This window comes from Rhodopirellula baltica SH 1 (assembly GCF_000196115.1).
GTDB classification, from domain to species: Bacteria; Planctomycetota; Planctomycetia; order Pirellulales; family Pirellulaceae; genus Rhodopirellula; species Rhodopirellula baltica.
The window spans coordinates 1,948,058-1,974,613 of the sequence record NC_005027.1 but is presented as its reverse complement, the minus strand read 5'-3'; the positions used below and the strand labels follow the sequence as shown (position 1 = coordinate 1,974,613).

Sequence of the window (26,556 nt, the reverse complement as noted above, 5' to 3'; positions counted from 1 at the left end):
AATCGCCGCTGGGGACAAACTTCTTGTCGAGCACATTCGACGAAAATCAATCGCTTGATAGTGGCAGGCAGCGTGAACGAATCAAACGAGCAATGACCGAATTGGTTTTCCGTTGTCTGTGATTGGGATCGGACGGTCGCCGTCGTAGAGCAATTTTTGCGGGTCGATTCCGAGCGACGCATGCACGGTCGCGAATAGATCTGGAACGCTCACCGGCGATTCGACGATGTTTTGTGAGAGCTCGTCGGTCAGTCCATAGGCTCCGCTGTGGTTCAGTCCGCCGCCCGCCAGGACACAGGTGAACGCCTTGCCTTGGTGACCTCGTCCGCCGCCGGCGTCGAAGCCTGGTGGTCGTCCAAATTCAGACGACACCATGATCAACGTTTTGTCCAGCATTGAGTGCTTTTCCAAGTCATCGATCAACGTTGACACGGCTGTGTCCAAGTCTCGGATCAGTTCGTGTTGTTTGTTGATGCCATCGTTGTGGACATCCCAACCCGTGCCATTGATGAAGTTCAGGTTATGGGAGACTTCCACAAACCGAACGCCTCGCTGGACCAAGCGTCGAGCCAGCAAACATCGTTGTCCGAATTCGCTGCCGTATTGATTGCGAAGTTGGCCGCTCTCGTTTTCCAGTTCGAAAACTTCTCCGAACTCCGGACCGGACAAACGCAGCGATTGTTCGATGACCGAATCGTAGTTCGCGACTGCAGAATCGTTGTCGAAGCGACGCCGTGCTGATGCTCTTGTTGCGCTCAGCAGTTGCTCGCGTCGTGATTGACGTTCCGCATCAATTCCGTGTGGTAGTGACAATCCGGACGGGCCTTTGCTGGTATCCGTCAGATACAGGTAACCACTTGATGCACCCAGGAATCCTGGGCCGCGGGTCACGTTTGGATAGCCGATCAAGACGTAAGGCGGAACGCTGGAATCTGCTGAACCGAGTTCGTGAGCAACGACGCTGCCCAGCGACGGGTAGGTAACGGTTCCTGTCACGACACGACCGGTGTGCATTCGGTTGGTCGCCGCCGCGTGTTCATCAATCACGTCATGGTGAACCGTTCGAACGGCCGTGACACGATCCATGCGTTCGGCGAGTCGCGGCAAGTGTTCACAAACGGAAACTCCAGCCACGGCCGTGTCGATCGATTTATAGAGCGAACCCGGTTTTCGAGCCTTTTGGTCACCCATTCGTTTAGGATCAAACGTGTCGATCTGCCCCATACCGCCACCAAGCCAAATCGAGATGACGTGTTCGGCTTTTCCGAATAGCGTGGCGTCGTTTGCTACATTCGCTCGCAACAATCCACTCACGCCAGCGGATGACGCGGCAATGGCGGTGCTCCCTGCTGCAACGTTTTGCAGCCAACTTCGTCGAGATTGCAACATCAGGGGATCCAGATGAATTCGGGGGAATTGAGCAATGACCAAATGACGTCTTCGTAGCTTTGACGCCATGTTGAACGCAAACGTGAATCGGGGGCATCGCCACGAACGGCTCGTTGTTCCAGTTCGAGTTTGATGCTGTTGGCACGGTCGGCCAAATGGTTCGACCAAGAAACGTGCTCAAGCTCCGGAAGCGGTTCGGCGCGATGGCGATGAGCCTTCGGAACGATCCGGTCATCAAATCCATCGGACAACACATTCGCGAAAAGTTCGCGTTCATCATCGGTGGGTCGGCGTGACAGGAAACGAACGAATAATGATTCAGTCAGCGAATCAGGCGTTTCAGATTGCACGGCCAAGTCAGCTAGCTCGCTGTCTTCGGATGCGGCTACCGTCCAGGATGCAAACACGGAATTTCCAACCGCGCCGGGTTGCAACACGTTCGGATCTTCGTCTCGACGATCGATCGCCGATTGTCGAGAACCGGTCCAGCCGAATGTTTTCATCACGTCCACGATCACACCCGCACGAGGGAACGCGAGACTGGGACGATCACGTTCGTTGGACAACGTGGTGAACTCCCACGCTCGCTCGGGAGCATCCAAATGGATCATGGTCTGCGGCGGACGACGGGCTTCGGGATCGAACGTCAAAGGTTCAACATCCAAGGGACGGCCGGAGGACATCACCATCGAATCGATGATTTGTTCGGATGACATGCGACGACGATCGGGGGCCGCAAAAAAGCGATTGGCTGGATTGACGGGATCGTTTTGGCCAATGGCTTCGCGTTGGTAAACTTCGGATTGCATGACCGTGCGAACCAACTTGCGAAAGTCATAGCCGCTCGCAATGAAATCTCGCGACAACCACTCCAGCAATTCTGGATGGCTGGGTGATGCCTTTTCCCAGTCGCCAAGTGGTTCGACAAAGCCGGTGCCAATCAGACGCTGCCAAACGCGATTGACGATCACCTTTGCGAAACGAGGGTTCTCCGGAGTCGTCACCGCGACGGCCAACCTTTCTCGAGCATCGGAAGGTTCACGCATCCAACGATCCAATCGAGACGTGTCGACCAGATCACCGAAGGGCCAATTTGGTTCCACAGCTTCGCCGGGCGGCAAAGTGACCTGAATCAGCGAAGCTCGCCCAGGATGATCCTCGAAGAATGCGGCTGGAACGCTGCTGCTGGCGGGGACTTTCAGTTCCTTCCGAGCCAGCATCGCGGCCAGTGAATACAGGTCTTCTTGGGTCGTCGAATGGTAAGGTGAATCGTGGCATCGCGCACATTGTAAATTCATACCCATGAAAGCTGACGCGGCGACGATACAGCGTGTTGCTTCGGGGGCGTCATTGTCGGCGGCCATTCCGAAACCTGCACTGCCGCCTTCATAGCGACTGCCGTGCAGCATCAACAGTTCGGTCGCCATGCGATCAATTGGCTTGTTGTCTATTAACGAATCGTGCAAGAAGAAACGGAACGGGCCGGTGTTATTGAGCGAGGGTTTCAACAAGTTGGGATTCTCGGCCAGCAAGTCTTGCCAGAAGCTGACCCAATGATCGGCGACTGCATCTTGTCCCATCAAGTCTTCGATCAACCGTTGTCGTTTGTCTTTGGCGGTGTCAGCGGCGAACACGCGAAACTGCGTTTCGGTTGGCGGCACACCGATCGAGTCCAGGTAAACGCGGCGAATGAACGATTCGTCGTCGACCAATTCCGCGTCCGCAATTTCGATGGTGTTTGCTTCGTCGGCCCAACTCGCACCTTCGGAGATCCAACGGCTGAGGATTGCGATTTCTTCATCCGGAATGGATTCGGAAGGAGGCATCCGTTCCAATTCGTCGGTTGAGCGAATCCTTCGCATCAATTCGCCCGCGTGGGGGTCGCCGGAAACCAATAGCGTTTCGCCTGAATCACCGCCCATGCGGATCGCCTCGGCGGAACTCAGTTGCAAACCGCCTTCGCTGTCCTCGTCATGACATCGAAAGCATCGTTCCCGCAGAATGGACTGTGCCTTCAAAGACAATTTATTTGTTTCAGGTTCCGCTTCGCTCGATCTCGCATCGCGACGATACGTCTCGATCTTCGCGGTCAGAAATCTGTCAATCGAGTGTCGTGCCTGTTCAGCCTTCGTTGAATTCGTCGGGACTTCCACGGATTCAAGCGAGTCAATCCACTCATTCGCTCTCGCATGACGTTCGTCCCAATAGTCATTGTGTGCTGCGGCGTGATGCCGCCGAGTATGCACGTCATGTGCATTGAGTGTCGTTTCCACTTGGGCCAATTTCGTTTCGACCATTGCGTCGGTAATCGGCAGCCGTGAGTTTACATCTTCAAAGGCGGATGACAGCAAATAGAACGGCCCAGTTCCACTTAGCTGCACGGCGACTATCGTTTCATCGGGTTCCGCTCGATATCGAGTGCCACCTACGATTGTTTCTAGGATGAATCGTTTGTCGCCTTCCTCTTTGACAGAGTGTTCGACAATTGTTTCTTGCACTCCATAAGCCAGACGTCTCAATCCGGGGCCCGGTCTTTCCGGCAATGGTTCGACTGGGTTGTGTCCGTCGGTACGTCCGTTCTGCGGACCGATGGTTGCGATTTCCTCGTCGTTCATCCATAGCCGAGACAAGCCGCGCGCGCGAACAAGAAACCGATGGTCGCCCGCGGGAATCGACAGTTCGGTTCCCAATCGAAGGTAGACCGCTTTCGAATAGGAATCGCGGATCCCGTGCGAGTCGTACTTCTGCGGCAAACGCGAAAGCAGCATGGGAGCCTCGACGGTCAGCGAATCACCGTCATCAGAATTGACCACCGGCCACTTCGTATGCGTCGGAATGTCATCCTTCCACCACCAAGTGACCTTGCCGGGGGAAAGCAACATTTCCGGAGGTTTGGGACGTGGTGGAGGTGGAGGATTCCAGCAACCCTTCAAGTCGTCGTCGTGAAGCAGTTTGCGAGAGACAATCAGCTGATCGATCCATCCTCGAAAGCTCGATGAATGTTGACCTCCCATCGACGAGCCAACCCAAACCGGCGCGTCGTCGATGATTGGAGCCTGCTTTGTCGGTCCGCCCATGTCCCATTTTCCGGCGACCGGCTTTCCGTTTAACCAAGCGCGAACGCTTTTGGGTTCGCCAAAACGGTAAGTCACAGCGATGTGGTTCCAGGTCGCGGTTGATTCGACCCCTTCACTCGACGTCCATCGGTGCCAAGGTGTATTGCCGGAAACCTCCGGCGTTGCGAAAAGCAGACTGATGCGGCTACTGCCATTGAGTTGCCGCAAACGCAACGCCCAGTTTTGATTGTTGGATGCGTACTTCTTCTCGTGTGTGCGACCCTTGCCGATGACATAGACGTTTTGACCCTCGCCGATTTCGTCAATCTTGACGATGGCTTGGATCGATAGCTCATCTCCATTGTCAAAATCCCACTGTGAATCGCTGCCCGGATCATCGATGACCAAGCGTTCGCCCTTGCCGTGAAATTGAGCTGACAGGTTGCCCGGTTTGGCTTCGGCGTATTCAGGCGGTACCGGTCCGGGGACATTCCATTTGACGGAACCATGAACGTGGATTTCCAATGGAGAGGTCGTGTTTGATTCCAGCTTGGTGAAATCCAACGCTGTCACCACTTCGTTTTGGCTCGTCTGTTGAGCCAACGCTAAGGCGGAAAAGAGCGGTGCGGAGATCAGGGCAGCGAAACTGGCAACGTAGATACAGCACCGGTGCGAGTTTCTACGCGACCAAGCGTGATCACACGCTCTCGTTGTGATTCCAAACGAAAACATGGCATTTCGGGGTGGGATGGGGAGGCGGGAGGGGTCGATCGGTCAAATCGACGCACCCACTATAGACTATCCCGTCCCCCCGTGTGTAATTCTTCGAGCCGATCAGCATCGGGGCGGCATGATCAAAAGTTCGCTCCGACTTTCGCGTGACCGGTGCGGTGGAGCATGTGAGTGAAGAACTTGCTACTGGTAGCGAGCTCGAACTTCAGGGAGTGGGTATTCGGTGACGTCTCGGTCGCCGTCTTCCGAGTTGATTTCCCAAAGCCGTTGATAACCTCGTGTTACCAGATCGATCATCTCGTTGGAGTGATCTGGATCCAGTTCGGAGAGTGCAAATGGTCCTTCCACTGCAACGGGTGGAACGCGATCGTCGCGAATGCACTGAGCGAGAATTGGATTGCAGCGGATGTGGCGTTCGGGCGACACATGGAGCTTCTCGGGATCCAAGTGCCCAATGACATAGCGAAGATACAGATCGCTATCCACGATCGACATCACGTCTTCGCCACAGACTTCGCAGCGATACCCTTCATCACACTTGGCCAAACGAATGTCCTGGACTGAGAGAATTTGGAATCAGTTGGTTGTTAACAACGCCATCAATTCTCCCGACGTTGGCGGGTCACACAACCGGAATTTGGTCAATCGACCATCTGAATCGTCGTACAAAATCATCGTTGCCGCCGAAAGATCTGCGGCGGCGGGCGAATCAATCAACATAGATGAATCGCCAGCGTTGAGGGCACCCACCAAACGCAATTCCAGATCGTGATGACTTTGACGCGGCAACCATCGATTGAGTGTTTCAGCCGATGGAAGGCTCACGATGATGAATACGTTGACCGCGGGACCCTCTCGCAAGATCGATTGAAACGCGTCGCAACCGGAAACCTGGCTGGACGCATCCAGCGAGAAGTTCATTGATTCAGGCTGTCGCAAATCGCGGAAGCGGTCGAGCCCATCGAGAACAACCAGCACTGGAGTTTCGTCGTTGTCAGGCAACTCCTCGATTGGTGGTTCTTCCGTTTGATCGCTTTTTGCTGATACCAACGTGCCACCGGAATCCAAACTGAATGCGGCGGCTGTGGATGCCGCTTCGCGATCCTCGGGGGAGTCAGCGGGGGCTTTGCCAAGTCGCGAGTCCACGAACCGCGAGAGTTGGATCATCGCTGCTTCGGCGTCTCTGGTCCGAATGATTTGTCCACCAAGTTGCGGGTTCTGCTGAATCCAGTGTGCCGTTGAATCGCCTTCTTCGGCGCGCGAACCATCGAAATGGACCAGTGCCATCTCGGGACGATGCGCCTTTGCCGATGCGATGATGCTGCCCAGAATGCTGGGGCGATTTCGAGCCGAACCAACCAGGACCGCGTTGCGACCCGTGTTGGCTTGCAACCGCAGTGCGCAGGGCGGGCCAAGTTCGACCGCTTCGCCGAGCAAGCCAACCAGTGTATCGGAGCGTCCCGATTCCGCGATGACTTCACGAACCATGGCCGCCGTAAAGCGTCCGGGGCGGTTACCTTCGAAGACAACGGCCGCTCCCAGTTCTTGCGTCCAGGATTCATCACGCTCAGCAATCTGATTGAGCAGCCGGACTTGTTCGGCGCTTTCCAGGTAAGCGACTTGGAAGGGTTGATTCCCTTCGATCAATCCACTTTCGTCGTTGTAAATTGCTTCACCAGGACGCGAAATCAGGCGAGCGGCGGTGTTGTCGTCGGACAAGATCAACGCTGCATCCGCTTCACTGCACTGCATGGCGATGCGAACGGCCATTTGTCCCAGCGTTGCTCGTGGAAGGCTGTTCGCACCCGCCAGCGATTGACTGCTGAGGACAACGTGGATGCCAAACGAGCGGCCTTGGCGAACGAGTCGATCGAGCAACGCGGTGCAATCGGCCGCCAATGAATCGTCTCGGGTGAACAACTCTTGGAATTCATCAACGACCAGCATCAGCCGTGGCATCAATTTGTTTGGGCACGCCCGGCGGTACGATCCGACTTCTTGCACACCGGCGGCACGAAACAGTTCGCCTCGCGTGGTCATCTCGGCATCCAAACGTTGCAGCACGCTACGTCCAAATTCGCGTTCGCTCTCGATCCCGATCACTCGAGCGTGAGGCAATTTTGCGTCAGCGTAGATCTTGAATTCCACGCCCTTTTTAAAGTCCAGAAGATAGAACTGCAGTTCATCAGGTTCGTACATTGCGGCACCTGATGTCACGATGCTGTGCAGCAACGTGCTCTTGCCCGAACCGGTCTTTCCTGCAATCAAAACATGTTGGCGAACCCCTTCGCCTAAGTCCAAGGAGCGATTGCGTCCTGCACCAGAACTGCCGATGATCACTTCCAAACCATCTGCGGAGCTGGACGTATTGGCCGCAACGGGAATTTGTTCGCCGGGAAGTAACGATGTCAGCGGCACAATGACCTGAGAAGCTTCCTGCGCGAGCCGACCGATTCGATTGATCAGCGCCGAGCGGTCTTGCGGCATCGGTGGCGGTGCTGGCCAGAATTCAAATTCATCCAACCCTGCGTTGAGCAAACGCCAATGGCCTGCCGTGATGCCTTCGTCAAGCAAGCGAACTCGACGTTTGGACGCGATGGGAATGATGCCGTCTTCGTTGGCTTCCGGCTTTTCACCGGTCAGGGTCGATCGATCCAGACCGTCGAATGCCACCGACGGATCTTTTCGAGCAGCTTCTTCGCCCGAGTCCACACCGGCTTCGCCGTATTTTAACCGTAGCAAATTCGGATGGTCAAACATTGGCATGTCGGCAGGCCACTCGTGTTTTTCATCAACGACCAGGATGACAAAGACGCCACATCGGATGCCGCTGCGAATCAACGAGCCCAAATGCGAGTAGGCTTCGCGAGACAATCCGTCGGGAAAGCCGACCGCAGCGATGGCTTCATAGGGCTGCGCAAGCGAACCGGCGACTTGGTTGTAGTCTTCCAGGCGTTCATATTGGTCACGTAGGCAAGACTGCAGCAGATTCTCAGCTTGGTGTCCGATGTCGGCGATTCGTGCGGTGATTTGGTCGCCCTGAGTCCAAACGCGGTGATGGATCAGGCTCGGGTCGTGGTCAGCCAACGCGAGAAAGCTGGAAAAATTCTGGCCGCGTCCGGCTGGGTCGATCAATGTCACACGAGCTTTGCCCGGTGGCGCCGCGCTAAGCAAACGCCAAAGAATCTGATGAGCGATTTTGATGCCATCTTCGATGTGGGCCGTTGGTGCCTCGATGATCACGCCGGAATGCTGACGCCGATGCATCGCGATTGGCATCGTGTCAGGGACCTGCAATCGATTGAGGATGTCGGCTTCGTCGTGGGCGTGACCATTGTTCGCCGCGCGATGCTTGGCGTTGTATCCCAACGCCGAATCAAATTGCTTCTTCAATCGATTGCCCAACCGGAGAGATCCAAGTGGTAGGAAATCAATGCCGGGATGTTGAGGCGGTGGATTGGATAGCAATTCGTCCCAATGAGGATGTCGATATTCGACTAGATCATTCGCAGCTAGAATCCGTGTCATGCCCCGGTGCATGCCGGAATTCAAACGTTGGGACAACGATTCAAGCGTATGCTGGTGTTGTTGAACGACAGCTTGCAGAGTTTGGCCCGCCGCCGCGTCGGATTGACTGAGCTTTTGAGCGATTGCGTCAGCGGTTTGCTCCGCTCGTTCACGCATGGTTTGCTGCAGTTCATTGAATCCCGATTGAAACTGTTGCTCAATCCGTTGCAATTGTTCGTTGAGCCGAGTTTCTTCAGCAACCTGTTTTGCCGCGAGGTCTTCACGCAGAGACTTCAGTTGGCTTTCTTGCCACTGGTGAGCTTCTTTCACGTGAGCGTCTCGGCGCTGGATGAGCTCTTGGCTGGCTTTCTTCGCCGCTGCGGTTGAAATTCGTTTGGCTTGGACGACAGCATCCTGCGATGCCAGTCGGATACGCTCTGTGGTCGGATGCAAGGAACGCGTCATCCGTCGCAACGGCCACATCAAAATCAGATAGCAGGTGAATCCGATCAATCCTGAGATGATGACCGAACCAATCAAGTAGTGAAGCAGCGGTTCCGCTTTCATCAAGATGGATGCACCAGCGAACAGCACCAAAAGTACCGCGACGAGAGTAGGCAGGTAGTAGACCGCATCGACAACGTGAGCCGCAAAACCAGTTTGCATCTCCGCAACGGTCGATTTCAAACGTCGGTTCTGTCGCCGTATGAGATCCAATGCATCTTCGACACTGGTCGGTTTCGATTCGCCGAATTCCGCATAGAGGTCGCTTGGTGTTTGAGTCTCCAGCAGACGGTTCAACCTGCGAATCGTCAAAGCTCGTGCCCACTCGATGTCCTCGTTGGATTCTGCGAGAGCGGTGTCGAGTTGGTGATGCTCCTTCGTCGCGACCTTCTTGGGTTGATCCTTGCGAGCCTCGTACTGATTTTTGACCGCGATCAGTCGCTTCTCGACTTTGCCGTTGATCACCGCTTCTTCTTCGGCCAATTGGCGTCGGAATCTCGCTGAACAACGTCGCAATTCGTCGCGAGTATGCAATGTCGCGGATTCGTAAGCGGCAATGGTCTCTTCTTGTGCGGCATCCCATTGCTTGAGAGTGCTGAGTCGGTCGGCTTTGCAGTTCTGTTTGACCGCAGCGAGTTGGTCGGCAAGTTTCTGTTCGATGTCCGCGTGTTGGTCACCTTGTTGGCGAACCAATCGGTAGTGTTCCTCTCGCGACGCCGCAACGCGTTGTATCAATCCATGAAGCAGACGGCGTTGGCGTTCCGGAGCAAACAGCAGCGCAGGCGAAACAGCAGAGTCTTTCATGGATTCGATTTTAACCCAAGCTGAACTGCTGCGTGGTCACAAAGGTGCCGCCAACTTCAAAACAAAACGGTTGAAGATTGAGCGGTTAAAAGGAGTGACGTTGTATCACGAAAAGTTCCCGCATGTTTCGATCGCTCATTCAATTCGCATTTCGATCGGCGGAATCAAGTTCGCAATTCAACAAGAAGCGGATGTACCAAACAGCAAGCTGAACGATCATTCTTTCGATGGTGGCTCATCGGCCCCGGTTTCCGGCTGGATGATCTTTCCGTTGGGAAGTGTGACGTCCACTCGTGTGCCAGTTGGCTTACGGTTGGCGATGGATTCCGGATTGCTTGGCGGTTGGTCCGCGCCGGCGGACTTTGTGGAATCGGTCGGACCCGTCTCGGTTGCCACCGTCCAGTGTCCGTCTTGGATATTGATGCGACCGCCCAGAGCATGCGTGATGTTGCGAACCAAATACAGTCCCAGCCCGGTGCCCTGCTTGCTTCGTTCCAGTTCACTTCCCAAACGCACAAAGCGACCGAAAACTTTCCTTCGCAAGTTGGCGGGGATGCCGGTCCCATTGTCGAGGACCGACACAGTCACATCGCCCGTAGGAGAACAAACCGCGGTCAGCTCAACTTTGGGAGGTGAGCCACCGTACTTGATGGCGTTGTCGATCAAATTGCGAAATAAGATTTCAATTTGCACGACCGGGGCGTGAACGTAGATCGCGGGGCAGTGAATGCTGACGGTTTCCGGTGGCATTTTGTATCGCACGCAGGCGCCTTGGGCGCATTTGGACAGAACCGTTTCCAACGACAGATCGCTGGCTTCGTAAGCCTCCCCGCCTCGTTCCACCCGAGCTGCATCCAACAGGTGATTGATCAGACTGTCCAGTCGCTCGACGTCTTCCAACATGATGAGGTGGAACTCTTTCTGTTGTTCCACACTGACATCGTGCCGGGTCATCGTTTGCAAATACAACTTCAATGACGCGATCGGGCTTTTCAGTTCGTGCGTGACTGAATCGATAAAGTTTGATTGGCGACGATTGAGGTTGAATGCCTTGACCGATAGCGTCAGATAAGCGATCACGCCAGCCAAAACCGCGACGAGCAGTGGCGCACCGGCGCCCAGCATCACCCAAAACATCCCCGACGTGGAATCGTTTCGAACAGCGCCCCAAACCGTTCCGCTGATCCAAACTGCGGTCAGCAGGACGACCAAAACGATCAGAACGACGCCCAGCGTAACGGGCGTTCGCAAAGTCAGCGGGCGGTGCGAGATGGGCGTGACGATGACCATGTCCTTTGCAGGTTGAAATGGAATCGAACCAGACACTTGGTTCTTGCAATTCAAATTGCCCAAACGGGCTTTTTCGAGTCGTCACCCCGGTCCGGTCGTGGCTGTCGGCAGGGACGCACGCAACTGGTCTCTGAAAGGTGCTGGCTCCTACCAGGGGCACCTAAATGAGAGCACAAATCAGGGGTGTGATGACGTCAACGTTAGCAACAATGCGGCGTTCACCATAGCGTCAGAGGATTTCTGTTGTTCGTCACGAGAATTTGCCCGTCGAGACCGGCGAGTGCCCGATGGCCGGCGGCGGATCCGTTGCCTGATTTGATCGCGACATGCTGTCACACCAATGGGTGGCAACGAAAACGGGCAAGCCAAAAATGAGTCAAAACTTCCCCAAAAATTTGACTCCGACCATGACGGCGGTTGCCCAACCGGCAATAATGGACCATCGGAGACTAAGTGTCTTCATCATTGCCACGCGGAGTTAGGATGATGCGTGCCGAAACGCAGCAACGACAGTATTCCGAAAGAACGCTCCAGCAGGTCCGTTTGGACGGGGTCCGTGCGCTCTCGAAAGCGAAATTCTGTCCCAAAAACAGTGAAATCGTTCGCTTGTCTTGCGTCGATGATCGTGCCGAAACGGACAATCAGTTTGGCAATCAGCTCTGGTACTTCGAAGCCAAAGGCGTCGACGAAGGCCACCACCGGCAAGACGTGTTCGGCGTGATCGAATATCAAATCCAGTTCGGATTGCAAGAATTGGTCGAAGATGGAGTGTTCGACACCCCACAAGAACGCGAAGGTTTTCGCAGTTTGTACGATCGTGAAGTGAGTGGCCCGTCCTGGCGTCACCCCGCTAATCGGCTATTGTTGGCAGCAATGATTGCCATGGCCGCTCTAACGTTGTTCCTGTTGACGCTGAAGAATCTTCTGGCGTGAGTTCCACCATCGCAGAACCGACCGAGGATCTTCCAGCCTCCGACGAAGTGCTGGAAACGTCGGGCACGATCATTTCCGTCAACGGTCTGCAAAAAGTCTATCGCGGCAGTTGGTTGCGATCTTCTCACGTTCACGCTCTTTCGGGTGTGACTCTCCAAGCCGATGCGGGTCAGGTATTTGGATTGTTGGGCCCCAATGGTGCTGGCAAAACGACCCTGATCAAAATTCTGCTCGGTGTCATTCGCTCTTCCGGAGGTTCGGCCAGCCTGTTTGGATTGCCCGCCGGATCGGCTGCCGCTCGTCGACGAGTTGGTTACCTGCCTGAATCGTTGCGAGTTGATCGACACCACACCGCACGTTCGGCACTCAAATACTATGGACGGTTGAGCGGTTTGGACGGCACGACGATCGGCAACCGCAGCGATGAACTGCTGAAGTTGGTTGGTCTGGATGGTCGTGATCGTGAGCCCGTGCGACGTTTCAGCAAGGGAATGTTGCAGCGTTTGGGTTTGGCGCAGGCTTTGATGCACGACCCTGATTTGTTGGTTTTGGACGAACCCACCGATGGATTGGACCCGGTCGGACGATCGGAAGTCCGTCGAGTGATCGAACGACTTCGTGATTCAGGAAAAACAATCTTTCTTAACAGTCACATCCTGCACGAAGTCGAATTGGTGTGCACTCATTTGGCGATCATGGCAAAAGGCCGTGTGCTCGCATCCGGGCCAATCAACAACCTCAGTGGGCCCGGGTTGAAGGCGTCGACATCAGAGTTGACGATCCACATGGAGATTGATCTGGAACGGTCCAACCTGGACACGCTCCAGGAACAGCTTCAGCCGATGATGTCCACCGACGCAGCGTGGCAATTGGTGCGTTCACTGGGAACCAAAGATCTTTGGCGAGTGCAATTGAATTGCGACGATCAAGCGGACGTCGATGCAAGCGTCGATTTGGTGCGAGGTCTGGGTGGATCCATCGTGACGTTGCAGCCGCACCGACACACGTTAGAAGACACCTTCATGCGATTGGTGCAGCAAGCCGGTGCTCCCGTCCCCAACGCGACGTTGTGATGACGATGGCCTCTTTGAGCGTCGCGGCAATGCTGACGCCATCTGTTTCGAAAATGATCCCGGGAGAGAAGCTTTGAATTGGCGACCCTATTTCGCCGTCGTTTGGGATTCGTTTCACGCTGCGATGGCTTCACGTGTGCTTTGGGCCGCGATGCTGGCCATTTGGATCTTGCTAGCGATGCTCGCCCCGATCGGTGTTCGCGAAGATTACACGACGACGTTTCGTTTCTTCGATGTCTACAACGGGACACGAATGAAGGCGATGCTCGCCCAAGGCATGGTCGATCCCAAACAAGAAGACGCGCCGCTGGGCCGAATTGCCGAAGCAATGCCCGAAGAATTGTCGCGAAAGCTAAAGCGTGTCGGAGAAGGCGACGAGGTCCGCATTCCGTTGCCGATGCTGACCGACGCTTTGAATGATTTGATCGATCAAGAATTGAAGCTCGCGAAGGGAACGGTTGACGAAGAAGCCGAATCAAAAGACGACTCGAAGGAAGCATCCGTATCGCGACATTGGTACGACGCGGAAGCATGGAAAGAAACGGTTCGTCTTCGCGAACTTCGTGAGCTCGATGAGATGCCCACCGAAGAACTATCGGATTCCTTGATTCGGCGGCGTGGGCGATTGCGAATCGAGGCTGCTTTGCCGGGAGTCTTCGAGGCGAGAAGTGCGAGGTCGGTGTTGTTGACTTACGGCACGTTGGATTTCCCCACCGGGTTCGAGATCGATCGAACGCAATTTGAATCGCTATTCAATCAGTTCGTGATCCCGATGTTGGTTCACTGGTTGCTCGGCTTTGTGCTGGTTTTCCTGGGCATTTTGGTTACCGCTTCCATTATCCCCGACATGTTGCAGACGGGTTCGTTGCATCTACTGCTAAGCAAACCCGTTTCCCGTCCGGCTTTGCTGATCGCAAAGTTTGTGGGTGGGTGTGCATTCGTGTTTCTATGCGTGGCACAACTGGTCATTGGGCTGTATTTGATCGCGGGATTGCGTTTGGAAATTTGGAACCCGCGAATTTTGTGGTGCATCCCGGTCGCGGTCTTTCTCTTTGCGGTGTTCTTCAGTGTCTCCGTACCGGCTGGCTTGAAATGGCGATCGCCGATCATTTCGATTGCCGCCGCTGGTGCGTTGGCAGCAATCTGTTTGGTGTTCAGCATCATCTCCGGTGTTTTTGACACTCGAATTGTCCAGCCGGATCGAATTGCTGGTTTAGTACGAGCTGGCGAGGATCTGCTTTCACTCACCAACGGCGGTGGGCTGAATCGGATGGATGAAGATCAATTGCAATGGGTGCCGGTGATCGAGAGCAAAGCGATGTCGAATGATCGCGTTCTACGGCCCGTCGCGATCGATGACGATCATGTTTTGACGGCCAGAATCCGCAATGGAAAGTTCAATCCATTTGGATCTGGATCACTCGACTTGATCGTGTTGGCTCGCGACAACGATTGGAAACCTCAGCCGGGTTTGCGTTTGCCGACGGCGACGGAACGGCTGATTCCCATTGGTGTGACTGAAGATTCTGGATCCGGTCACACATTGGCGGTCAACACAGCGGATCTGTTGATCACTCACAACCGAGATATCTTGTCGTCAATCGGTAAGAAGGTTGAAGATGAGGATAACGATACCGCTGAAGACGGCGACGAAAGTTCAGATGGGCGTTCGCCGCGCGGACAAGGTTCCAATTCGATCGGCGCTTGGTTGAGTACGCTTGTGACGATGCAGGGTGGGGCAACCGAAGAGTTCGTTTCGATCTTGCCGCGGAACGTGGCTCTCAGTCCGCCGATACGATTAGCAGTTCCGCTGGCAGCCGAAGATGCGACGGAGGATATTTCTAGCGAGACAACACGTTTGCTGATTTTGAATGGAAGTCAATTGCAACAGTTGGAACCCGATGGAGATCCCGTCGAAAACGTGTGGCAGCGAACCCAAGTCGCTGACTTAGCCCGTTCGGATACACCGCTCCCTCCTGTTCTGGCAGCGTCGAGTCGATTTGTCATTGCCAGCACCGGCGACGAGTCCGCTCGAGTGTTCGAAGGAAACGAACTGAACGAGTTCTATGTTGGCGATTGGCCGGAAGACATCGCACCGCTTTCGATCCACGCCGTTGCGGACGATCTGTTTTTCGTTGTTACGACGGAAGGCAGCGGCCATTTGCTACGGGTACTCGACCACGATGACGCGTCGGAGCAACGTTTGCAGATCACCGCGACGCTGCCAGTGGATGACATCGAGACCGCGATGGTTGAAGTCGCGCCAGATGCTACGACAGCTCAGTTGATCGTCGCACACGATGTCGATCGAATCAGCGAATTTGAGGTCAGTCATCAATCGCAATCGGCAGACATATCGTTGATTCGCAGCGTTGAACCGGAACGATCGTTTTGGCGGCGAATTGACCGATACGGAATTGGTTTGCTGGAATTGTTAACGCCTCAAGTCTTGGCACTTGGTGATACCACCGCCGGGATGGTTTCAGGCAAGAAAGCATTCATTATCGGCGGTGGTGACATGGAAACCGGCGAAGTGGTTCGATACGGAATCGCCACGCCTATCATCAGTTGCGGTGTGTTCATCATCGCCATGATGTTGCTGAGTTGCATTTACTTCGCACGCAGTGACTTTTAAGCAGGAAGCCGTCTCCCTCGATACGTGAAGCGTATTGAGGTTGCAACAGTCCATGTGTACCCGCTTAGACGCACAATGAAGCGCATGGGGCGACCAGATGTCTGCCCGACCGAGAGGTCGAGCGGATCGCTTGGGAATCACTTTCTCACGGTTGAAACGCCAGCACCATCGTGTGAATCGTGATGGCTTGGTGTGGTGGTGGACGCCCGTGCATTCGGCGTAGTCAAACGGATGAAACTCCGATTGTGACGATTGTTGCGCTCGCGTGAACCTGATGTGTGGACGGTCTTCGCATTGTCGCGGAAGTCTGTCGTGCGCGCACAAATGGAGGGCTAACTTTATAGTGCCCCGCTTTTCAAATTCTTCATGTTTCACACTAAGGTGGGGAGAATCCGTATGAACAAAACTGAGCGTATTTTATTCGTGGATGATGACACCATCGTCCTTCGTGTGCTCAGACGCAGCATGGAAGAAGACTACGACGTTGAGACCGCCGATTCAGGGCTGAAGGCACTCGAAATTCTGCGAGGTACATCGCCGATCAGCTGCGTGGTCAGTGACATGAGAATGCCAATCATGGACGGCGTCGAATTGGTCCAGAAAATCTCGTTGGAATGGCCGGACATTCCCTGCATCATCCTGACGGGCAACCAAGACGAAGAGAGCGAACGTCGCGCGATTGAAGAAGCGAACGTTTTTTGCTTGATGAACAAACCTTCGCCTCGTGGTGAAATCATCGAAGCGATCGAGGGTGCTCTGAAATGTCGAAGTGAAAAGGAAGCTCCGGCGAAATCAGATACTCATTTCACGATGAGTGCATGATCGCCCGATCCTACGTGGCGACCAACCGGCGTCCGATCTTCCTACCCTAGGAAAGTATCATGAAGCGTTCTCTCACCCTTGCACTATCAGTTGCTTGCGTCGGGATAGTGATGACGGCGGCGACAGTGAATGTCGTTCGTCGATCAACGATGCGGCACGACCAGGTCCGATTTGAGCATCTTGCAGACCGCTTGCACGGCGAGTTTCAACGTCGGATGCAGCAGAGTGAACTAGGATTGGTCGCGGTTCAGTGCCTCTTTTCGGCGAGTGAATCGGTTCGGTACGACGAATTCACCAACTTGCTTGCACAAATCAATTTCGAAGATGAATTCCTTGGCGCAGAAGCGTTTGGGTATCTGGAGATCGTGCCTGATACACCTGAGGCACTGGAATCTCTTAGCGATGAACTGGTTGCCTCCGGTTTGCCTCCACTCCGATTGTTGACTCCCAAAAGCGCTGGTATTCCCTACGATCAGGTTGGCGACGACCGGCTCATTCCTGCGCGATTCATTGTCAAATTTGTTCAGCCCGGAACACGCTTTTCGCAGGTGATCGGTTTGGACATGGGCGAAGATCTCTCTCGGCGAAAAACGGCCGAACTATCTGCGCGTACCGGACAGGCCTGTATCACCCCGCGACTGCAACTCGTCGGCGCGGATCCTGACGAGGTGAACTTCCTGTACATGGTTCCCCATTACCGAGGTCTTCCCACGACCGAGGCCGAGCGATTGGAATCAATCGTCGGTTGGGTTGGAATGGTCATCGATACGTCTGCCGTGTTCGAAGGGTTGGAAACCGCGACCGGGTCCGAACTCGGCTACCGTTTGTTCATTCAGGAAGGCGACAAAGGCAAATTTGAGGTTGCTTCCAGCGGTGAGTTGGGAGAGTCCTATGTGAACAGCTTCAAACACCATGCAGCGGAACAAATTGCGGGGCAACGCTGGGACATCGAGATGTTCCCCACTCGAACTTTCGCGACCACGGCATCTTCATTGGTCTGGATGATCGGACTGGGTGGTGCCTGTTGCACGGCGTTGGTGTCCACACTGGTATTTCTTTTGAGCTCAAGCGCATACAGGGCCAATCGAGCCGCCGCGAAAATGACCGTGGATCTGCGTAAGTTGGCGATGGTCGCTCAGCGAACAACGAACGCCGTCATCATCACTGATGCTGAACGAAGGATCACGTGGGTCAACGAGGGATTCACACGAGTCAGCGGCTATGAACTTCACGAAGTGATCGGTAGGACACCCGGAAGTTTTTTGCAATGTGAAGAAACTGATCGTCGGACGATTGTAGAGATTCGAAAAGCACTCCGTGACAAAACTGGTTTCTATGGAGAGATGCTGAATCGTCGCAAGAGCGGAGAACACTACTGGGTGAACCTCGATATTCAGCCACTTCACGATGTGGACGGTGAACACATTGGCTACTTGGCGATCAAGAATGATGTCACTCAGGCCCATCAAGCTGCTGAAGAACTGAAGCAAGCCACTCAGCGAGCTGAGTACGCACTGGACGGTGGCAGAATGTCGATCTGGGACTGGGATGTTCAGCAAGAACGAGTCTTCTACGACAGCCGCTGCTATTCAATTACAGGACACGGAACATCTAAGGATGGTGATCCGATCCAAGCTTGGTTCGATCGCATTCACGAAGACGATCTTGAGCACGTGGAAAGAGAGATCGGCCGCTGCGTTCAAGGTGAGACTGACGTTTTTCAAATTGAATGGCGATGTAGACGTCCAGATGACCAATACAACTGGTTGTTTGCACGCGGTCAGGCGCTGCAGCGTGACAAGGACGGACGGGCAACGTTCCTTGCTGGAACGACGATGGAGATCAATGAACGCAAACGTGTTGAAGCGGCGCTCATTGAAAACACCAAGCGTTCGCAAGCGATGTTCAATTCATCGCAAGACGCCATCTTGTTTCTGTCCGACGGAGAACTACTGGATTGCAATCCAAGAGCGCTCGAAATGTTTGGGTTCGACAGCTTGGATGAAATGCGAAGTGTCAATGTGAGCTCACTGTCACCCGAGTATCAGCCCGACGGGAAACGATCTGACGTTGAGAGTGAAAAAGTCATGGAGATGATTCGTCGGGATGGAAAGAAGCACTTCGAGTGGACTCACCAAACGAAGGACAAACAACCAATCGATTGCGACATTTCGGTTGTCTCATTCGAGTTGTCGGGCCGCATCTACGAACAAGCAGTGATCCGTGACATTTCCAGCAAAAAGGAAATGCAGCGACAGTTGGCACAAACGCAAAAACTAGAAAGTATCGGTCAGCTTGCCGCCGGAGTCGCACACGAGATCAACACGCCGATGCAGTGCGTGTTTGGGAATGTGGAGTATCTCAACACGGCTTTTGACAAAGCATTCGACCTAATCAACTCCTACCGAGAACTACGCAACGATGAGAATCCAAGCGAGCTTGCGCAGGAAGTCGTGCCGAAGGCAGAAGCTTCTTGTCGATTTGATTCCTTGCAACGCAACATCACCGAGTCGATTCAGGAAGCTCACGACGCGTCGAATCGAGTGATTGATATCGTGCGAGCAATGAAGACAATGTCGCATCCCGGCACTTCAGACAAAAGCACAACGGATTTGAATCAACTGATTCGCGATGCAACCACCGTGGCTCGCAATCACTGGAAATACGTTGCGAAGTTGGAGTTGGATTTGGATGAAACCGTCACACCACTTCCTCTTTACCCCGCTCAAATGAGTCAGGTGATTCTGAACTTGGTGGTCAATTCCGCCGACGCGATCGAGGAACGAGTCGGAAACGACTCTCACGAACTTGGGAACATATCGGTTGCAACTCGTAACGCCGGAGATGACATACAAATCGTCGTGAGTGACACGGGCTCCGGTATGCCTGAAAGCGTCCAGTGCCGAGTCTTCGATCCGTTCTTTACGACGAAGGATGTTGGCAAGGGAACCGGGCAAGGACTGGCGATTGCGTATGATGTCGTGGTCAAGCAACACGGTGGAACGATCAAGGTAGATTCCACGCCCGGCGAAGGAACTCAGTTCACAATCACGCTTCCGACCAACGTCGATTCAGGAATCGGGCTGATTCTCGTAGAAAACGGAATCGGTTCTGGTGAAGCCGGGAATTTGATTGAAGCAACCGTTGGATAGTTTGACGGTTTCATTTCATTCCGTAGCCGTTCCGTACTCTTCGGGTTCAATCGGTCGAGCGAACAGAATGCCCTCCAATCGATCGTAGTATCGATTGCCGGTGGCTTCTTCCGAATCGACCAAGTTGTGCCATCGCTTGCTAGTCAGACTCCACTTGTATCCGGTAACTTCTCCGTTGTCATTCAACCGGAATTGCATGACGCCTGATCCAATTCCGGTTCGTGAAATGGCATCGACCGGGCTGTCGGCCTGATGACGAGTGTCTAGCTGTTTCGTGTGAGCACCGTTCGACGAATCGAAAACGCGGACTTGGATTGTCGAGTCATCCTGCGGAGGTTCGATCTCCCAAGCCACCATGATGTGTCCTGTGCTCGTGTTGTTTCGCTCGACACGCCAGGAATCTTCGTACCGAGCGACGATCAAATCACCTGGCTTCAGATCTGCAGCACAGCGGAAGACCAACCAATCATCGGGTTGCTGCTCGTCAAAATAGTCGTAGAACAATCCCGCAAGTGGCCGGGTCATCCACATTCGGCCATCGTCGGCCGATGGAATGGAGGTTCGATTTTTCTTCAGGTGTTTTTCGATCGCCTGATAGTGATCGGGCAATGCAGTCTTCAGCAACACTTCACCGACGAAACCGCTGCAGTCAAATTTTACCACGCCGTTTTCGAGGTCAATGACCTTATCCTTCCGATGCGTGTATTCGGTCACTTTCAAATTCGACCACACGTTTTTGACTTCGTTGACCAGCAGGATCCGCGGCGTGTTGCCTTCCAAAGGAGTGGTGTCAATGATGACTGGCGGTGTTGGCGTCTTTTTCGTCGAAGCGGACGGTGAACCAACTTCGAAAAGGACGACCAGAGCAACAAGGATCGCAGAATTTGGCATGAATCAATCGGTGTGGGCGGTTGCCAAGATGAAGAGCCACCTCGGCGGAGGGAACCGCATTGAGGGAACCGCATTGTACGCTCAATTCAAATCGCTGTCGGGCGGTTGGGAGACATTCGTCTCACGACTCGAGCCGTTGCTGCTCAGGTAGAAAATGCAACCGTTGCGAAAACGCACGTATCCCAGGCAGATTGTGAGGATGCAGTGAACAAGAACGGATAGCGTCGTGGCTCCCGATTGAAAAAGTCGCGGCGTGTCCAAGTGCGGATCGCCTGCTACCCAAGCCAACGCAAGATAGCTGCCGTTTGCGAGAATACAAAAGTCCGCCACGAACCACACTGGGCGTCTTCGGATTACCGACGCCGCGAAGACCGGAACGACGACACCCAGGATGGGGCCCGACCACAAAGTCAGCAACGGATGCGGGTCAGGCGAATGGATCGAATATGGAAGCCGCCAAGGCGACAATTCCAAATCAACCAAGTTCGCACCGCCACTCCATCCGCCAACAACATGCCCAAGTTCATGAGTCAATGTCATGACGATCCAGCTCACCACCAGCAAGCACGAGAACCGAACGACGACGTGTATCCGGACGGGAATTGACATCCAACCGGCTACTGCGGCCCCGTCATTTCCCAGATCACGCCACGCGTTTTCGTGGGATCAATGAAGCCGGCCTTCTTGCCGAGCACACCATCGTGAGGCGTCTCGTTCTTGGGCGACATGCCACGATCTGGTAGCTCGGCAAAGGTTTCTCGAACGTCTTTGGTCTCAAAACACAGATGGTGAAGTCCTTCACCGTTTTGATTCAGATGGTCCATCAGCGGATGATCATCGGTCAATGGCTGAACCAATTGCAGATGCAGATTGCCCATGTCCAAATGTGTTAGCCGAACGTTTCCTGATTCGATCTTTTCGTCGATCACGACCGGAAGTCCCAGCTGATCGCGGTAGAACGAAAGGGCTTCATCAGTGTTGCGTACCACAATCGCGATGTGATCAAGTTTTTTAAACAGTGGTGGCTGAGACACGGGAACCTCGGTGAAGAAAAGTTTTAAGCTTTGAGTTTTTGAAATGCTTCGAGCAACGCGTTTGTGCCACCAACGTTTCCGGGAAAAACGACGTACGCGATTCCCGGGAAATGACTGTCAGCCGGCATCTTCCAGACCGGAACACCTGGAAGGATTTGACCGAGCACCATTGCGTGCTTGGCCTGCAAACCCTTGGTTGCAACGTCGCTTGAGGTGATACCACCCTTGGCGATCAAGAACCGCGGACGCTTGGTGAGCCTTCTGACCACTGAAACCAATGCGTCCGAAACGCGATTGCCGATCGACAAACTGGACGCGGCATCGGTGCCGGTCACCAATTTACGTGAGGATGACAAGACGACGTTGGATGATTGGAGCGATTCATTCACCAACTGGGTCACTTCCAACAGATACGACTCGCTGTCATCGGCAAGTAGCTTGTCAACGTCCAATACAACCGACTTCAAGTTGGATTCATTTTCGAGCAGCGACGCGAGTTGCTGTGTTGTTTTGGGAACGTAGGATCCAACGACAACCAGACCGGTCTTCGTGTTGCCATCGACCATTTCATCAGGCGTCAGCAATTCGCGTGGTTCCAACCCCGCAAAGGCCTGTACGAAACTTGCCGCCGTACGATAGACAAACGTCTGTCCCTTTTGTTCAGCATTCTGAGCGGCGAGCACAAAGGCTTCCATGTCTCGCATGCACGCCGCATTGACAATGCAGACGGAACCCGGCGATAGATTGGCTAACCGATCAGTCAGTGACGACAGATCGGACGAGCGAAGTTCATTCAAACTAACCGAAGCGATTTGGTCGGCATCGATGTTGCCGTCGTGTTTTTCAATCACCCATTGTTTCAGATCGCTATTCTGGAAGCCGAACGCCGCATCCTGAGCAAACGGGGTTTCCGCAGCGGGGACCAATTGCTCATCCTCGGCGACGTAGTGAATGTCACCGATCGTGTAGCGACCTCCTTGCAAAAAGAAGGGGGCAATCACATGAACTGCGTCGGAAGTGCCGACCGCGGCCGCAATCGCGGTCACTTCGGCCGGGTAATGACCGCGAAGGGTCGAGTCGCTGCGGCTAACAACCACGAACTTTTGCTTGGTCCGCAGAGCGGCCTCGTTCAGGTTAGCTCCGATTTCGTTTGCCAACTTGATCGCATCAGGCTCGGTCAATGAACGAGAATTGGTGAGGATGTAAAACAAGGTCCCGGGTGAGGTGAATGCCGCGGCTAGTTCGTCGACACCCCACGTGGTCAAAACTGGCGTGTCGTAGACCGTCTGCGTCCCTGTTGGATCATCGTCCAATACGACGATCTTGCGATTCGATTTGTCATTGTTGTCACGGATCTGCGCAAGCAATGATTCCGAGCGTTCTTCCGCGATGCCTTCGAGGGCTTCCGAGAGGGTTTGGGTCATGGCAAAAAACGTTGAAAAAGAACGTGGAGGAACGGCCGAATGCGATGCTTGTGTTCGTTACCAAGCACGTCGGCAGGAATGATCGGGCAAAGCCATGTGAGCCGTTTCGGCGTGGGCCGAATAGCACTTACATCACCCTCCCAGTGGGAGGGTGAATTTGTAAAGTAAACGCTATTGGGCGTTAGCACCGTTTGTACGTGGGAACAGTGACGTCTGTCATAACAGCTCAAATGCCGAAACACTTCTGACGACATTCTTAATCGCGGCGGACTCAGGACCCGATCGGACAATCCAACAGAGCAAACGCGCGACATGGCGCGCCGTCGCCACCGGCAACCTTGAGCGGAGTGGCACCAAACAAACACTTTGGCTCTGTAAGCGATTCCAAATTTGTCAGCCCTTCAACGATGATCACGTTGCCTCCGAGCAGAATCTGGTGGATCTCGGTGACGGCGGGCAAATTGTTGACATCTGCGACCGATGGTGGTTCCACACCAATCAACCGAACCTTTCGCTCAACCATCCAGCGTGCAAGCTCGGGACTGATCGGCTGAAAGTTGTCTCGATAGTAGGCTGGATCCCCAACATGCTGGCTCCACATTGTCCGGAACAACAGTGCATCGCCGGCTGGAAAGGTTTCCGCTAGATCGCCAAGGTGGGCGATCTCAATCGGTGTCTTCGGCGGCAAATGGGCTAGATCGACAATCCACGCTGTTCCGAAACAATCTTGCAGAGGAATCTGGTCAATGGTTTGTTCGCTCGCTTCGAAATGCAGCGGAGCGTCCATGTGTGTGCCGCAATGCGAATAGAGGTGCAGCGTGCTCGCGTTCCAACCATCCTTGGCCTTGGTGAACTTGCTCTCCCATTCGAAGCCTCGCATACCAGGTTCGATACGAAGCGTTAAATCAATCACTTTCATACCCGCGGTGACTCCCAGCATCCGGACTCGGAGGACGCATACATGGCTTCCTGCACCGCCAAACTTTTCAAGTAGTTCGGGCCATCTGTTTCGAATGTTTCGCCGGTCGCAAGATTGTCAATGAAGTGGCGCTGCGTCGCGAAAACACAGTCTCCGGAAAAACCATGTTGGGTGGGAGAATAAGCATGATCGCGTTCGGTTTCCCCCAAACTTTGAATCGTCAGGCGTGCATCGTCATACAATCGAATGCTGCCGCCGTCACCTTCCAGCAGAACTTCGCCAAATGTATAGCGAGGATTCTTTGAGGTGGATTCATTGAAGCGGTTCGCGTCGTAAAGCCCCATCGCTCCGCCCTCAAAACGAAACACTCCAACGGCGGTGTCTTCGCCCGCGATGACTGGATTGAGTTTGCGATGCCAGCACCAGGTTTGTTCGATTTCGCCGCCGAGATACCGGAAGGTATCGATCGTGTGAATGCCAGCTTCGAAAATCAGGAACTTTTCCATCGTCTGGAAGTATGGCTGGCGAGCAAGATATGCCTCGGGGCCGTGCCCATCGCCCGCACGGTTACGGAATGATAGCGAATGCAAACGATCGCCAATCACGCCATCTTCCATCAACCGTTTCATTTCGCGATACCAAGGCTGAAAGCGAAAGTTTTCGTGCACCATAAAGCGGATACCGCGTTCCTCCACCAACGACACCATTTCGCGAGCTTCCTGCACCGTGGGGGCCAACGGCTTTTGACAGATGATTGCGATTCCGCGTTGCGAGATTTCGTCGACTAATTCCAGATGCGTATCTGGACGCGTGATGATGTCTACGAAGTCGACTTGATGTTGGTCGAGCATCTGTCGGTAGTCCGAGTAGACGGACTTCACACCGTGTGTTTGAGCCACATCGTTCGCTTTTTCCATGTCGACGTCGCAACAAGAAACGATCTCAACATCCGGCATTCTTTTCCAGGCGTCATAGTGAAACTGGCTGAAGTAGCCGGCTCCAATCACGGCGCCTCGGTAGGTTCGTCCATCGGGTTGTGAACTCATGCCGTCGCTCCCGTTGCTGGGGAAGCCGCATTAAGTTCCTCCGCGATGGAGCGGTCCGGCGAGATCCGAAACCACATGAAGATTGCCACAATGTTCAATGCAGCCGCCGAATAAAAGAACGGTTCGTGTGCATCGAAGTAGGCCACCAAGTATGGGAACGATAGAGATGTCGCGAAGGCACCCAGGTTGCCCACCATGTTCATCGCACCGCTGACCGCACCGGCACTCTTTCCACCGATGTCCATGCAAGTCGACCAGGACGGACTGAGGATCATGTCACTTCCAAAGATTGCGATGCACATGCAGATGACCGCTGATGTGGGAGTCGTCATGTTGACGCACAAACTCATTCCAATCGCCCCGAGTGCAAATCCAATTGCGGCTGGCAGACGCCGGGAGAGCTTCCAATGTCCTTTGCTGTAGAGCCGATCCACCGTGAAGCCGGCCAGCCAGTTTCCCACGACGCCAAACAGCAATGGGGCCGCGGCATAAAGACCGGTTTGTTGGCTGGTCAACGAGTACTGTTCCTTCAGGTACGGAAAAAACCAACTGACGGTGAAGAAAAATGTGAAGTTGTGTGCCACGTACTGAACCATCAGCATCAACATGTTCGTTGACTGCAACATTTGCACAAACTTGATGGGTGCTTCTGCGACGTCACTGGTTGTTCCAGCTCGCTTTGGCGATCGCGATTGGATAATGTGCGCAGCTTCGGCTTCGGAAACGGCAAAGTGATCTTCGGGCAGATCACGAAATAGCAGGAACCAAACCACCGCGAAAAGGATTCCCATCGCACCGAAGAACCAAAACGTTTGTTGCCATCCACCCAAAGCACCAATCAACCAAACCACGCCGGGCATGGCGAGTGCAGCACCCAATCGCCCACCGGAGAAGCTGATCGAGTTGGTGATTCCACGTTCATTCATTGGCAACCATGACGTGAATGCACGTGCGAGTGTCGGATAACCACCCGCTTCGCCCATTCCAAACAAAAATCGCAAACCGATCATGGCGGACAATCCTCGGACGACTCCGGTCAGGACGGTGAAGGCGGACCAAATCAAACACACCACCGCCATCACGCGCCGCGGTCCAAATCGATCAGCCAGCTTTCCACTGGGCACCTGGAACAGGGCGTAGCCAAGGGCGAAGGAGGACATGACCCAGCCCATTTGCTGGTCGGAAAACCCAAGGTCGGTCGCCATGTCTTCTTTGGCAGCCGAAATACAAGCTCGATCCACCCACATCAGCACGGACAGCAAGAACGCGCCGAGTATTAGGAAGAAGCGTGTGGGCATCGGAGTGTCCATTCATTGGAGTGTGGAAACGTTCGCGAGCGAATCTG

At 54.2% G+C, this 26,556-nt stretch carries 17 protein-coding genes; 5 read left to right on the top strand and 12 right to left on the bottom strand.

Annotated features, from left to right (window positions below; translation table 11 throughout):
• Nucleotides 1–81: 81 nt before the first annotated feature.
• The 5 genes from RB_RS07520 to RB_RS07500 all read right to left on the bottom strand — a co-directional run bounded on the left by RB_RS07520 (nucleotide 82) and on the right by RB_RS07500 (nucleotide 11,345).
• Entirely contained in the window at nucleotides 82–1,389 is a 1,308-nt protein-coding gene (locus RB_RS07520) for a DUF1501 domain-containing protein (protein WP_164921673.1), read from the bottom strand.
• A complete protein-coding gene (locus RB_RS07515) occupies nucleotides 1,389–5,177 on the bottom strand; it encodes a DUF1553 domain-containing protein (RefSeq protein WP_011119561.1) in 3,789 nt (1,262 codons plus the stop codon). Before RB_RS07515 ends, RB_RS07520 begins: the two co-directional genes overlap by 1 nt.
• Before the next feature lie 183 nt (nucleotides 5,178–5,360).
• Nucleotides 5,361–5,723 (bottom strand): hypothetical protein, encoded by a 363-nt coding sequence (locus tag RB_RS07510; protein ID WP_011119559.1) that lies wholly within the window; start codon nucleotides 5,721–5,723, stop codon nucleotides 5,361–5,363.
• A gap of 30 nt (nucleotides 5,724–5,753) precedes the next feature.
• The gene (locus RB_RS07505) at nucleotides 5,754–9,992 is read right to left on the bottom strand and encodes an FtsK/SpoIIIE domain-containing protein (RefSeq protein WP_011119558.1); all 4,239 of its coding nucleotides are present in this window, start codon (nucleotides 9,990–9,992) and stop codon (nucleotides 5,754–5,756) included.
• A 216-nt stretch (nucleotides 9,993–10,208) separates the two neighbouring features.
• Nucleotides 10,209–11,345: a sensor histidine kinase gene (locus tag RB_RS07500; RefSeq protein WP_011119557.1), complete on the bottom strand. Its 1,137-nt coding sequence runs from the start codon at nucleotides 11,343–11,345 to the stop codon at nucleotides 10,209–10,211.
• 420 nt (nucleotides 11,346–11,765) lie between these two features.
• Here RB_RS07500 and RB_RS07495 point away from each other — a divergent pair, with 420 nt between their 5' ends.
• From RB_RS07495 to RB_RS07475, 5 genes are all read left to right on the top strand, one after another.
• On the top strand, nucleotides 11,766–12,215 hold the full coding sequence (locus RB_RS07495) for a hypothetical protein (RefSeq protein WP_007328659.1): 450 nt from the start codon (nucleotides 11,766–11,768) through the stop codon (nucleotides 12,213–12,215).
• Nucleotides 12,212–13,288 carry an ABC transporter ATP-binding protein gene (locus tag RB_RS07490; protein ID WP_011119554.1) on the top strand — a complete coding sequence of 359 codons (1,077 nt, stop codon included), beginning with the start codon at nucleotides 12,212–12,214 and terminating at the stop codon, nucleotides 13,286–13,288. The genes RB_RS07495 and RB_RS07490 overlap by 4 nt, the downstream gene beginning before the upstream one ends.
• Before the next feature lie 73 nt (nucleotides 13,289–13,361).
• Nucleotides 13,362–15,923 (top strand): ABC transporter permease, encoded by a 2,562-nt coding sequence (locus RB_RS07485; RefSeq protein ID WP_164921672.1) that lies wholly within the window; start codon nucleotides 13,362–13,364, stop codon nucleotides 15,921–15,923.
• Nucleotides 15,924–16,319: 396 nt separating this feature from the next.
• Nucleotides 16,320–16,745: a response regulator gene (locus RB_RS07480; protein WP_231846303.1), complete on the top strand. Its 426-nt coding sequence runs from the start codon at nucleotides 16,320–16,322 to the stop codon at nucleotides 16,743–16,745.
• A gap of 59 nt (nucleotides 16,746–16,804) precedes the next feature.
• Nucleotides 16,805–19,897: a PAS domain S-box protein gene (locus RB_RS07475; protein WP_011119550.1), complete on the top strand. Its 3,093-nt coding sequence runs from the start codon at nucleotides 16,805–16,807 to the stop codon at nucleotides 19,895–19,897.
• Between the two features lie 15 nt (nucleotides 19,898–19,912).
• Here RB_RS07475 and RB_RS07470 read toward each other — a convergent pair whose 3' ends face one another.
• The 7 genes from RB_RS07470 to RB_RS07440 form a co-directional block, all read right to left on the bottom strand.
• The gene (locus tag RB_RS07470) at nucleotides 19,913–20,788 is read right to left on the bottom strand and encodes a hypothetical protein (protein WP_011119549.1); all 876 of its coding nucleotides are present in this window, start codon (nucleotides 20,786–20,788) and stop codon (nucleotides 19,913–19,915) included.
• An 81-nt stretch (nucleotides 20,789–20,869) separates the two neighbouring features.
• The gene (locus tag RB_RS07465) at nucleotides 20,870–21,328 is read right to left on the bottom strand and encodes a hypothetical protein (protein WP_164921671.1); all 459 of its coding nucleotides are present in this window, start codon (nucleotides 21,326–21,328) and stop codon (nucleotides 20,870–20,872) included.
• A gap of 77 nt (nucleotides 21,329–21,405) precedes the next feature.
• On the bottom strand, nucleotides 21,406–21,822 hold the full coding sequence (locus RB_RS07460) for a VOC family protein (RefSeq protein ID WP_011119547.1): 417 nt from the start codon (nucleotides 21,820–21,822) through the stop codon (nucleotides 21,406–21,408).
• A 23-nt stretch (nucleotides 21,823–21,845) separates the two neighbouring features.
• The gene (locus RB_RS07455; protein ID WP_011119546.1) at nucleotides 21,846–23,246 is read right to left on the bottom strand and encodes a four-carbon acid sugar kinase family protein; all 1,401 of its coding nucleotides are present in this window, start codon (nucleotides 23,244–23,246) and stop codon (nucleotides 21,846–21,848) included.
• A gap of 271 nt (nucleotides 23,247–23,517) precedes the next feature.
• Nucleotides 23,518–24,186, bottom strand: coding sequence for a cyclase family protein (locus RB_RS07450; RefSeq protein WP_011119544.1), 669 nt, complete (start codon nucleotides 24,184–24,186; stop codon nucleotides 23,518–23,520).
• Nucleotides 24,162–25,211 (bottom strand): Gfo/Idh/MocA family protein, encoded by a 1,050-nt coding sequence (locus RB_RS07445; RefSeq protein ID WP_011119543.1) that lies wholly within the window; start codon nucleotides 25,209–25,211, stop codon nucleotides 24,162–24,164. Before RB_RS07445 ends, RB_RS07450 begins: the two co-directional genes overlap by 25 nt.
• A complete protein-coding gene (locus RB_RS07440; RefSeq protein WP_231846302.1) occupies nucleotides 25,208–26,509 on the bottom strand; it encodes an MFS transporter in 1,302 nt (433 codons plus the stop codon). Before RB_RS07440 ends, RB_RS07445 begins: the two co-directional genes overlap by 4 nt.
• Between the last annotated feature and the right edge of the window lie 47 nt (nucleotides 26,510–26,556).